The 12,074-nt window shown below is 56.8% G+C and carries 7 protein-coding genes; 1 reads left to right on the forward strand and 6 read right to left on the reverse strand.

What is annotated here, in order from left to right:
* The 6 genes from dmsA to lrp all read right to left on the reverse strand — a co-directional run.
* The coding region (dmsA, locus tag E0L20_RS03965) for a dimethylsulfoxide reductase subunit A (protein ID WP_131632821.1) at positions 1–2,441 on the reverse strand (2,441 nt) is incomplete at its 3' end.
* A 210-nt stretch (positions 2,442–2,651) separates the two neighbouring features.
* Positions 2,652–3,944, reverse strand: a complete 1,293-nt coding sequence (serS, locus tag E0L20_RS03970; RefSeq protein ID WP_010429208.1) for a serine--tRNA ligase — start codon at positions 3,942–3,944, stop codon at positions 2,652–2,654.
* A gap of 92 nt (positions 3,945–4,036) precedes the next feature.
* Entirely contained in the window at positions 4,037–5,380 is a 1,344-nt protein-coding gene (gene rarA / locus E0L20_RS03975) for a replication-associated recombination protein RarA (protein ID WP_131632822.1), read from the reverse strand.
* Between the two features lie 9 nt (positions 5,381–5,389).
* Positions 5,390–6,001 carry an outer membrane lipoprotein periplasmic chaperone LolA gene (gene lolA / locus E0L20_RS03980; protein WP_131632823.1) on the reverse strand — a complete coding sequence of 204 codons (612 nt, stop codon included), beginning with the start codon at positions 5,999–6,001 and terminating at the stop codon, positions 5,390–5,392.
* A gap of 128 nt (positions 6,002–6,129) precedes the next feature.
* Positions 6,130–9,822, reverse strand: a complete 3,693-nt coding sequence (locus tag E0L20_RS03985; protein ID WP_131632825.1) for a DNA translocase FtsK 4TM domain-containing protein — start codon at positions 9,820–9,822, stop codon at positions 6,130–6,132.
* A 135-nt stretch (positions 9,823–9,957) separates the two neighbouring features.
* The gene (gene lrp / locus E0L20_RS03990; protein WP_002439523.1) at positions 9,958–10,452 is read right to left on the reverse strand and encodes a leucine-responsive transcriptional regulator Lrp; all 495 of its coding nucleotides are present in this window, start codon (positions 10,450–10,452) and stop codon (positions 9,958–9,960) included.
* A 544-nt stretch (positions 10,453–10,996) separates the two neighbouring features.
* Here lrp and trxB point away from each other — a divergent pair.
* Positions 10,997–11,965: a thioredoxin-disulfide reductase gene (gene trxB / locus E0L20_RS04000; protein ID WP_131632828.1), complete on the forward strand. Its 969-nt coding sequence runs from the start codon at positions 10,997–10,999 to the stop codon at positions 11,963–11,965.
* The last annotated feature ends 109 nt before the right edge of the window (positions 11,966–12,074 follow it).

The following is a 12,074-nucleotide window of genomic DNA, read 5'->3' on the forward strand; positions in this document are numbered from 1 at the left end:
ACCTTTTCAACCTGAACGAGGTTCGTGTGGGACGGGTTGCCCTTCGCCAGAGGCGACGGACGCTGCGTGGTCAGTACGTTAATACTGCCTGCCTGGTCGATGCGGTTTGCATCCGGGCTGTACCAGGCCCCTTCCCCCAGCGCGACTACGCCAGGCATCATGCGCGGTGTAACTTTGGCTTCGATGTGCACCTCACCACGACCGTTGAAGATACGTACGCGGTCACCGTTGCTGATGCCACGCGCTTTTGCATCCATCGGGTTGATCCACATCTCCTGACGGCACGCTGCTTTCAGCACGTCAACGTTGCCATAGGTCGAGTGCACGCGCGCTTTATAGTGGAAACCGGTCAGCTGCAGCGGGAATTTGTCCGCCAGCGGATCGTTATAGTTTTCGAAGCCAGGCGTGTAGATTGGCAGCGGATCGATAACGTCCCCTTCCGGCAGCTCCCAGGTAGAGGCGATTTTCGCCAGCTCTTCGGAGTAGATCTCAATCTTGCCCGACGGCGTGGTGAGCGGATTCGCCTGAGGATCTTCACGGAACGCCTTGTACGCCACGTGATGCCCTTCCGGATCGCGCTGTTTGTACATGCCCTGCTTGCGGAAGGTATCGAAGTCCGGCAGCTCCGGAACGGCCTTACGGGAGAGTTCATGCAGATAGCGCATCCACCCTTCCTGAGTACGCCCCTCGGTAAACTGCTGTTCAACGCCAAGACGTTTTGCCAGCTCAGAGGTCATCTCATAGATGGTTTTACACTCGAAGCGCGGCTTAATGGCCTGATCGGTGAAGATGACGTAGGACATATTTCCGCAGGAGGCATCCAGGGCGAAATCCATCTGCTCGGAGGCGGTGCAGTCCGGCAGCAGAATATCGGCATATTTCGCCGAGGAGGTCATGTGGCAGTCAATCACCACAATCATTTCGCACTTCTTGTCATCCTGGAGGATGTCATGAGTACGGTTGATTTCGGAGTGCTGGTTGATAAGACAGTTACCGGCATAGTTCCAGATCATCTTGATCGGCACGTCCAGCTTGTCTTTGCCGCGCACGCCGTCGCGCAGCGCGGTCATTTCCGGGCCGCGTTCAATCGCATCCGTCCACATAAACATGGAGATGCTGGTTTGAACCGGGTTGTCCAGCGTCGGCATACGTTCAAACGGCACTTCATACGAGCCTTCGCGCGCGCCGGAGTTACCGCCGTGAACACCGACGTTGCCGGTCAGTATGGAAAGCATTGAGATAGCACGGGTCGCAATCTCGCCGTTTGCATGACGCTGCGGTCCCCAGCCCTGGCTGATATAGGCGGGTTTCGCCGAGCCGATTTCGCGCGCCAGCTGGACAATACGCTCGACCGGAATACCGGTGATAGTAGAAGCCCACTCCGGCGTTTTCGCTACGCCGTCGCTGCCCTGACCGAGAATATAGGCTTTGTAGTGACCGTTAGCCGGCGCGCTGGCCGGCAGGGTTTTCTCGTCATAGCCGACGCAGTACTTATCGAGGAACGGCTGATCGACGAGGTTCTCGGTGATCATCACCCACGCCAGAGCGCTGACGAGCGCGGCGTCCGTCCCGGGACGGATTGGGATCCACTCATCTTCACGCCCTGCACCGGTGTCGGTGTAGCGCGGATCGACGATAATCATGCGTGCGTTCGATTTGGCGCGTGCCTGTTCGAGGTAGTAGGTTACCCCGCCGCCGCTCATGCGGGTTTCGCCCGGGTTGTTGCCGAACAGTACCACCAGCTTACTGTTTTCGATATCAGACGGGCTGTTGCCGTCCGCCCAGCCGCCGTAGGTGTAGTTCAGGCCAGCGGCAATCTGCGCAGACGAATAGTCGCCGTAGTGATTGAGATAGCCGCCGCAGCAGTTCATCAGGCGCGCAACGAGCGTTTTTCCCGGCGGCCAGGAGCGGGTCAGCGTGCCGCCAAGCGTTCCGGTACCGTAGTTCAGGTAGATGGACTCGTTGCCGTACTCTTTGATCAGGCGCTGCATATTGGTCGCGATGATATCGTAGGCTTCATCCCAGCTGATACGCTCGAACTTCCCTTCCCCGCGCTTACCCACGCGTTTCATCGGATACTTCAGGCGGTCGGGGTTATAAACGCGGCGGCGCATTGAGCGCCCGCGCAGGCAGGCGCGAACCTGATGTAACCCTTCGTAGTTATCGTCGCCGGTGTTATCGGTTTCGACATATTTGATTTCACCATCCACCACGTGCATACGCAGCGGACAACGGCTGCCGCAGTTTACGGTGCAGGCGCTCCACACCACTTTTTCCGCTGCCGCAGCCGGGGACAGTGCATCCGCAGCCGACGCCAGACGAGAAAAAGGGAGCGTGAAGGCGCTGCTGGCAACAGCCAGACCGCCAATAGCCGTGGTTTTCATCAACCCACGGCGAGTGACCTCGGCAGCCATTAACGCATCAGGCGCTTTGATTTTCATAAAAACTCACTTTGGTTGCTCACAAAGAAAAGAGAGGCGGCACAGACCGCTATGTAGTTTTATATATAACGAATGAGTTCGTTATCAGATTTTTATGCTAACTTTCGTGGGAGGAAGTATTACTACTTTGGAGGGATGGGTTATTGCTTCGCATCAATTCACAGGCATAAAAAAGCGCCCTGAGGCGCTTTTTTGTTTTAAGGCAAATAATTAACCGATGAACTGCTGGCCTTTCATGTACGGGCGCAGGACTTCCGGGATCTCAATACGGCCGTCAGCCTGCTGGTAGTTTTCCAGCACGGCAACCAGCGTACGACCCACCGCCAGACCAGAGCCGTTCAGGGTATGCACCAGACGGGTTTTCTTGTCCGATTTGCTGCGGCAGCGTGCCTGCATGCGGCGCGCCTGGAAATCCCAGACGTTAGAGCAGGAGGAGATTTCACGGTAGGTGTTCTGCGCAGGCACCCACACTTCCAGGTCGAAGGTTTTGCAAGCGCCAAAGCCCATGTCGCCGGTGCAGAGCGCCATACGGCGGTACGGCAGGCCCAGCAGCTCCAGCACTTTCTCAGCGTGACCGGTCATCTCTTCCAGCGCGTCCATAGACTCTTCCGGACGAACGATCTGCACCATCTCAACCTTGTCGAACTGGTGCATACGGATCAGGCCACGGGTGTCGCGACCGTAAGAACCGGCTTCAGAACGGAAGCACGGAGAGTGTGCCGTCAACTTGATTGGCAGATCGTCTTCGTCGATGATCTCATCGCGCACGAGGTTGGTCAGCGGCACTTCCGCGGTTGGGATCAGCGCGTAGTTGCTGCTGTCGGCTTCCTCGTCCAGCGGACGGGTATGGAACAGATCGCCGGCAAATTTTGGCAGCTGGCCGGTACCGTACAGCGTATCGTGGTTAACCAGATACGGAACGTAGGTTTCGCTGTAGCCGTGCTGCTCGGTGTGCAGATCCAGCATGAACTGCGCCAGCGCACGGTGCAGATGGGCAATCTGGCCTTTCATCACCACGAAGCGAGAACCGGTCAGCTTAACCGCAGCGGCAAAGTCCAGGCCCGCGTGCATTTCGCCCAGCGTCACGTGATCGCGCACTTCGAAGTCGAACTCGCGAGGCGTGCCCCAGCGTTTCACTTCAACGTTGTCGTTTTCATCTTTGCCGACGGGTACGCTGTCGTCAGGAATGTTCGGGATAGCCAGGGCGATATCGCGAATTTCGGTCTGAAGAACGTCCAGTTCAGCTTTCGCCTGATCCAGCTCTTCACCCAGCTTGTTCACTTCCAGGCGTAATGGCTCAATATCTTCCCCGCGCGCTTTCGCCTGGCCGATGGATTTCGATCGAGAGTTACGCTCTGCCTGCAGATTTTCAGTTTGTACCTGCAGAACTTTACGACGCTCTTCAAGAGCGCGCAGCTTATCTACGTCCAGCTTAAAGCCCCGGCGTGCCAGTTTTTCAGCGACTGCGTCTGGCTCATTACGCAGCAGATTGGGATCGAGCATGCTTATCCTGTGCTTATCGAATTTAAATAGGAAAATGTGACCACAGCCTGCGGCCACAAGGATACATTGCCAACATTACCGCAACGATAGCGCTAACGGTAGCGTTTTATAGGGCTATTTTGATCCTGTCCGGCGAGCCAGGCGAGCTTTTCGCCAATCTTGCCCTCAAGACCTCTGTTTGTGGGGTGATAATAGCGGGTTTGTGCCATCTCCTGCGGGAAATAGTCCTCCCCGGCGGCGTAGGCATTGGGCTCGTCGTGGGCGTAGCGGTACTCCTGCCCGTAGCCCATCTCTTTCATCAGCTTGGTCGGGGCGTTGCGCAGGTGAACCGGCACGTCATAGTCCGGCCGGTCGCGCGCGTCTGACATCGCCGCTTTGAAGGCGGTATACACCGCATTACTTTTCGGCGCACAGGCCAGATAGACAATCGCCTGCGCAATGGCGCGCTCGCCTTCCGCAGGCCCGACGCGGGTAAAGCAGTCCCAGGCAGAGATAGCCACCTGCATGGCGCGCGGGTCGGCGTTACCCACATCTTCGGAGGCAATCGCCAGACAGCGACGCGCGACGTATAAAGGATCGCCGCCCGCGGTGATGATGCGCGCGTACCAGTAGAGCGCGGCATCCGGCGCGCTGCCGCGAACGGACTTATGCAGCGCCGAAATCAGGTCGTAAAAACGATCGCCTTTGTTATCAAAACGCGCGCTGCGTTCACCGGCAATTTCGGTAAGCAGTTCCGGTTTCAGTACCCGCTTACCGGAAGCATCTATTTCGGCCATGTCGGCCATCATTTCCAGCGTATTCAGCGCCCGGCGGGCGTCGCCGTTGACCAGCTGGGCAATCGCGAGGCGCGTTTCGTCTGGCAAAACGATATCCTGCCCACCGTAGCCGCGTGCTTTATCGTCCATCGCCTGAGTCAGTACCTTTTCGATATCCTCTGTCGTCAGCGACTTAAGCAGGTAAACGCGCGCGCGAGAGAGCAGTGCCGAATTGAGTTCGAAAGACGGGTTTTCAGTGGTGGCGCCGATGAAGAAAATCGTGCCGTCTTCGATGTGCGGCAGGAAGGCATCCTGCTGGCTCTTGTTGAAGCGGTGAACTTCATCTACAAACAGGATCGTGCGGCGCCCGGCGTTACGGTTCTGCCGCGCACGCTCGATGGCTTCGCGGATCTCTTTTACACCGGACGTGACTGCAGAAATACGTTCAACATCAGCGTTTGCATAGCGGGCGATCACTTCAGCCAGGGTGGTTTTGCCGGTCCCGGGGGGTCCCCAGAGGATCATCGAGTGCAGGTGTCCGGCCTCAATGGCGCGCGGCAACGGTTTGCCCGCAGCCAGCAGGTGCTGCTGGCCGATGTACTGGGCTAAATTTTCTGGCCGCATACGCGCGGCCAGAGGTTGAAATGCATTATCAGAAAAATCGAGCGACAGGTTGCCCACTCAGGCCTCTTACTTACGTTGGTCGTCCACCGTTACGCCCTGCGGCGGGGTAAAGGTAAATTTAGATGCATCAACAGCGCCGTTTTGCTGCGTTTTCAGCTGGTAGCTGCTGCGCTGGTCGTCCTGCTCAACGGCACCGAACTGATTGATCGTGCCGTTGCTGCTCACGTTAATGGTGAACTGCTTCAGGTTGCCGTTGCTGCCTTTCGGCGTCAGGACAAACTCATCACCGTTCTGCTTGATGTTGTACTGCTGCCAGTCGCTGGACTGGTTACGGGCAATCAGCATAAACGGCGTATTGCTTGTGGCATCTTTCAGCCAGGTCGCGGTTGCCTGCTCAACAAACGGGTTGAAGAACCACAGGGTTTTACCGTCGGACACCAGAATGCTTTCGTCCGGCTGGGTCATGTGCCAGTTGAACAGATTGGGGCGTTTTACCCACAAATCCCCCTGACCTTCCTGGACCGCGTTACCGCTGCCGTCAGTTACTTTTTGCGTGAAGCTGGCGTGGAAGCTGCTCACTTTGTCCAGTCGGCTTTTAAGGTCGCTGGCCGCATCAGCCCAGACGCTGCTGGCAACAAAACTGGAAAGTAATGCACAGGCGATGGCGATTTTTTTCATTGTTATTCCTTAAAATACGTCTTCCCGATATGGGGTTTCCGTTTCTATTCTGGACCTGCCCGGAGGCAGGCGACAGAAGAATATGCTTAATTTTGGCTGATTTACCCTTCTTTGCAATCGCTGAAAGGTTATTCGAACGGCGGTGGTGCCAGCACCTCGCGGTTACCGTTGTGCCCCTGCTCGCTGACGATGCCCTGGGCTTCCATCTGCTCGATGATACGCGCCGCACGGTTATAGCCGATACGGAACTGACGCTGCACGCCGGAGATGGAGGCTTTACGTTTTTCAGTGACGAAATTAACCGCCTGGTCAAATAACGGATCAAGCTCTTCCCCGCCGTCAAAGCCACCGCCACCACCTTCGCTTTCGGTGTCATTGGTAATGCCGTCAACGTATTGCGGGCGTCCGCGCGCCTTCCAGTCCTGCACGACAGCATGAACTTCCTCATCGCGCACGAACGCACCGTGGACGCGCACCGGCGAGGTGGAGTTCGGGCCGGAGTAGAGCATATCGCCCATCCCCAGCAGCGACTCCGCGCCGCCCTGGTCGAGAATAGTACGCGAGTCAATTTTGCTCGATACGGTAAACGCAATACGGGTCGGGATGTTGGCCTTAATCAGACCGGTAATCACATCGACGGAAGGACGCTGGGTCGCCAGTACAAGGTGAATACCCGCCGCACGCGCTTTCTGCGCCAAACGCGCAATCAGCTCTTCGACTTTTTTACCGACTGTCATCATCAGGTCGGCGAATTCATCCACCAGAACGACGATGTAAGGCAGTTTTTCCAGCACCGGATGCTGGGCATCCATGCTGTCACCCGGCTTCCAGTATGGGTCCGGAATAGGACGTCCCATACGCATCGCTTCGGCGATTTTTTCGTTATAACCGGCGAGGTTACGCACGCCCAGCGCTGACATCAGCTTGTAGCGGCGTTCCATTTCGTTGACGCTCCAGCGCAGGGCGTTGGCGGCATCTTTCATGTCGGTCACAACTTCGGTCAGCAGATGCGGAATGCCTTCGTACACCGACAACTCCAGCATTTTCGGGTCGATCATGATGAAGCGCACGTCTTCCGGCTGCGCTTTATAGAGCATGCTGAGGATCATGGCGTTTACGCCGACCGATTTACCGGAACCGGTCGTACCCGCTACCAGCAGGTGAGGCATTTTCGCCAGGTCTGCGACTACCGGATCGCCGGCGATATCTTTACCCAACACCACGGTGAGTGGAGAAGGGTTATCGCGGAACTTGGTGTTATCCAGCACTTCGCGCAGGTAGACGGTCTGCCGCTTCTTGTTCGGCAGCTCAAGGCCAACGTAAGGTTTGCCTGGAATAACTTCCACCACGCGCACCGCAACGGTCGACAACGATCGCGCCAGGTCACGGGACAGGTTAGAGATACGCGCGGCTTTTACGCCCGGCGCCAGGTTCAGCTCGAAGCGGGTGATCACCGGACCCGGAGAGTAGTTCACTACGTCTGCCTTGATGCGGAAATCTGCCAGACGGGCCTCAACCAGACGCGCCATCTGCTCAAGCGCAAAGGTATCGACCGGCTCCACTTCTGACGGCGGCGGCGTTAACAGATCCAGCGACGGCAGCGGCGTGCTCGGGCGCTGCAGCGGGCGGCTGTCACCGTTACGCATTAGCAGCGGGTGAATGAGGCTCTCCTGCGGCTTAGGTGCGGGCTGTTGGAACTGCGGCGGCTGCTGTGCCTGCTGCGGTTGCGCATAGCTTTGCGCAGAAGGCGGTTGCTGCGGCTGGGCATACTGCTGTGGCGCTGGCTGCTGCTGGCGCACCGGTTCAGCTTCCGGCATGACGCTCGGGGTGAATAACGGTTCACTCGGGCCATCGTCCACCAGATCTTTCATCGGCGAGAATTCAAAATCCGACAGTGAGAACGGGTTCGCGCCCGAAGGCTGTTCGCCGGAATAGCGCTGCTGCTGCGTCGCGGCGAACTGGCGCGCCAGTTCCGCTTCTGCTGCATCATCTTCATCTTCCTGAACGCGTTCGTCGTGCTGATATTCCTCACCGTAGCGCTGATGCTGCGTCGCGGCAAACTGGCGCGCCAGCTCATCCTGCTGCAGTTCATCGGCATCATCTTCGTAATCAGTTCCGCGCGTCTTTTCCTCAGCCATACGCTGAGAAGGCAGCTTGATACCGTAGGAGGCCAGCTCGCGACGGGTGGGTACGCGAACGCGATTAGGGCGAGGCAACTGTGGGCCAATCCCCTCTTTCACCTGAGGGCGCGGCGCACCGCCCGTAGCAAGGCTAAACACAGGTGCAGCAGCGGCGGCTGCCGCAGTGGCCTGCTTCACGCTTTCAGCCACCGGGGCCACAGCAGGCGTTGGATCAACTGGCGGTACGGAAACAGAAGGCGTTCTCACCGCAGGCTCTTGCGCGGGTTCAGGCACCGGTTGATACCAGGCGGCCAGCTGCTCGCGCTCGCGGGCACGGCGCTCTTCTACTTCTTCAAAATAATACATTGGCGGGCGAGACGGTTTCGTCTCTTCTACCACTTCAGGTTCAGGCTCAACATACGGCTGAGCCTGTTCGACCGGCTCAGGCACGTACTCCTGATAAGGCTGCGCAACCGGCTGCTGGTGTTCCTGATACCCCTGCGGCTCATACACTGGCTCAGGCTGGTAAGGCTGCTGCCAGTGCTCCTGTTGTACAGGCACGTAGCTTTCGGGCTCAGGCGCGATCGCAGGCTCCGGCGTGTGGACGCCTGGCGCAGTTTGCCATTCAACAACCGGCTGCTGGATAGCAGATTCCGGTGCGGGAACCTGCGCAGACGGCATCACGGCCTCAACGGGCGCAGCATAAGCCTGTGCCGCCGTGGTAGCAGCCGCAGCAACGGCGACGGGCTCCGCGACGGAATGACCGTTTAACAGCGGATCGTATTCGTCATAATCGCCGGGCATCGCGCGATTACCGGAGAACAGCACATCGTCAGGATCGACGGCGGCACCCGCCGCGCGGTACTCAACCTGCTCGTCTTCATCCATGCGCTTGCCGGAGAAGAGCGCCGCATCGGTTTTACGCCCAAGCGGATTGGCGAATTTTTCAGCCACGCGCTGACGACGCGCCAGCGCGCCACGCAGAATACGCGCGCGACGAGACTCACGACGCTGCACGGGCGCATCGTCTTCCTCGTCGTACTCGTCTTCATATTCGTCTTCATCGACCCACGTATCGTCGCGCCGGGTACGATTGCTGGCAAAGGTCAGGAGAGTGAGGATAAAGCTGCCAATTTTCTCGGCGATACTCACCCAGGACCAGCCGGTAAACAGGGTCAATCCGGCAGCCCAGATGCAGAGCAGCGTCAAGGTGCCGCCGCTGCTGTGAAGCATCGGCTGGAGGGCAGAACTTAACAGGCTGCCGATGACGCCACCGGAGGCAAAGTACCAGATATCGTCGGCGTTAATCGCCGCCAGCCCGCAGGAGGTCAGGATCAGCGCCAGCGCACCTATCAGGCGCAGCGACACCGCGAAGTAATCGATGTAGTCATCGTTTTGGCGATGGCGCCAGGCAAACCAGCATCCGCCAATGATAATGACGGGAATGGTGTAGGCCATCACGCCGAAAATGAAAAACAGGGTGTCCGCAAGCCAGGCACCGGGAACGCCACCGACATTATGGATAGGCTCATGCCATGCGGTTTGTGACCAGCTGGGATCTGAGGGGTTGAAACTGAGTAAAGCGGCCATCAGCCAGACGGCAAAAAGGGCAATAACAATCAGCAACGCCTCAAGGAGACGACGTCCGCTGCTTAGCTTCGATAGTGTGACTTCTTTGTCTTCAGTGTATTCCTGGCTCAAGAAAGGCTCTCCAGGTATCAGGCATATCCTGCCTGTTTGCTAAAACGGACAACAGCGCCGGGGCTCCCCGGCACTGTTGCTGTATGGATTAACAGGAGTGTAATCAAACTACACTGATTTTGCACCTGTTCCGTGTTAGCGCGTCTTAATTACCAGACGATTGCTCTGTTTAACCTCTTCCATCACCACATAGGTACGGGTGTCGTTCACGCCCGGCAGACGCAGCAAGGTTTCACCCAGCAGCTTACGGTAGGCAGACATGTCTGGTACGCGCGTTTTCAACAGGTAGTCGAAATCACCGGAAACCAGATGACACTCTTGAATTTCTTCAAGTTTTTGTACAGCGGAGTTGAATTGTTCAAACACATCCGGCGCACCACGATTCAGAGTAATCTCAACAAATACCAGAAGTGAGGCATCCAGATAATGCGGGTTAAGCAGAGCCGTGTAGCCCTGAATAAAACCCTGTCTTTCCAGTCGGCGCACACGCTCAAGGCACGGCGTCGGGGAAAGTCCCACACGTTTTGAAAGCTCGACGTTGGAAATACGCCCATCCTTTTGCAGTTCATTAAGAATGTTACGATCGATACGGTCGAGATCTTTGCCAGGGCGCTTCTTGCTATCTACCATTATTATTGTCTCTCTGTATTCCTTCCCTACTCCTGCCTGGACCCTGTGCACATCACTGTTCAGAGCCTGTACCCGTTATTCATCACATCGCCTGGTTATGTATTAGACGCGATGCGGATTCGGGTTCTGTTTGTTAAGAAGACCGTTGCCCGAAGGCAGTCACCGACATCACGTATGGCGTCTGTCCACGCCATGCGTAGATTTCATTGACCCGGTAAAAATGGCATTTCTCTGCATGCCTATGCGGCACACGAGTCATGCGGTTTTTTTCTTCCTTGAATGTTTTCGCAAAAGCGCAGGGGATTGTCAAAGCAAAACATCGATTTTTAGTACAACATGCCGGATATTCATTACGGTAGGGTATTAATCATCATTTTATTGCCTTATAAACGACCGGATTACAGTAGAAAGAGTTATGTTATAGCGATCGATTTATCGACAGCGCCTATCGCACATATCGATATCAAAATTGCTGTGCTCTTTTTTTACGGCAACAAATTCCCTACAATCCAGCCAAATGTCTGCCAACAACAATGGGGATCTCATGGGCACGGCTAAACACAGTAAGCTGCTAATTCTTGGTTCTGGACCTGCGGGATACACCGCAGCGGTCTATGCTGCACGCGCTAACCTGCATCCGGTACTGATCACCGGCATGGAAAAAGGCGGTCAGCTGACCACCACAACCGAAGTAGAAAACTGGCCGGGCGATCCGAATGACCTGACCGGGCCGCTGCTGATGGAGCGTATGCATGAGCATGCTGCCAAATTCGAAACCGAAATTCTGTTCGACCACATTAACAAGGTCGATCTGCAGAACCGTCCATTCCGTCTGACCGGTGACAGCGGCGAGTACACCTGTGACGCGTTGATTATCGCTACCGGCGCATCGGCCCGTTACCTTGGCCTGCCGTCTGAAGAAGCGTTTAAAGGCCGCGGCGTCTCTGCCTGCGCCACCTGCGACGGTTTCTTCTATCGCAACCAGAAAGTGGCGGTTATCGGCGGCGGCAACACCGCAGTAGAAGAAGCGCTCTACCTGGCGAACATCGCCTCTGAAGTGCACCTGATCCACCGCCGCGACACCTTCCGCGCCGAGAAGATCCTGATCAAACGCCTGATGGACAAAGTGGCGAGCGGCAACATCGTGCTGCACACCCACCGTACGCTGGAAGAAGTCACCGGCGACCAGATGGGCGTTGCCGGTCTGCGCCTGCGCGACACGCAGAACACCGACAACGTGGAATCACTGGAAGTGGCTGGCCTGTTCGTGGCAATCGGTCACAGCCCGAACACCGCAATCTTCGACGGTCAGCTTGAGCTGGAAAACGGCTACATCAAGGTGCAGTCCGGCATTCACGGCAACGCAACCCAGACCAGCATCCCGGGCGTGTTCGCTGCGGGCGACGTGATGGACCATATTTACCGCCAGGCCATCACCTCTGCGGGCACCGGCTGCATGGCCGCGCTGGACGCCGAGCGCTACCTCGACGGGCTGGCTGAACAAGGTAAATAATCTTTACAAGTCAGTAACAAACGTAAATAAAGGCGGCCACAGGTCGCCTTTATTTTTCCCCGCGTGTAACATGCAGTTGTCTAATTTCTTATAACGTCACCTGCAAAGT

Source organism: Enterobacter wuhouensis (assembly GCF_004331265.1).
In the GTDB taxonomy this organism is placed as follows: domain Bacteria; phylum Pseudomonadota; class Gammaproteobacteria; order Enterobacterales; family Enterobacteriaceae; genus Enterobacter; species Enterobacter wuhouensis.

Bases quoted from the DNA above. Each gene is read 5' to 3' on its own strand.
- lolA (WP_131632823.1), bottom strand. From the start codon at position 6,001: ATGAAAAAAATCGCCATCGCCTGTGCATTACTTTCCAGTTTTGTTGCC.
- serS (WP_010429208.1), bottom strand. From the start codon at position 3,944: ATGCTCGATCCCAATCTGCTGCGTAATGAGCCAGACGCAGTCGCTGAA.
- lrp (WP_002439523.1), bottom strand. From the start codon at position 10,452: ATGGTAGATAGCAAGAAGCGCCCTGGCAAAGATCTCGACCGTATCGAT.
- trxB (WP_131632828.1), top strand. From the start codon at position 10,997: ATGGGCACGGCTAAACACAGTAAGCTGCTAATTCTTGGTTCTGGACCT.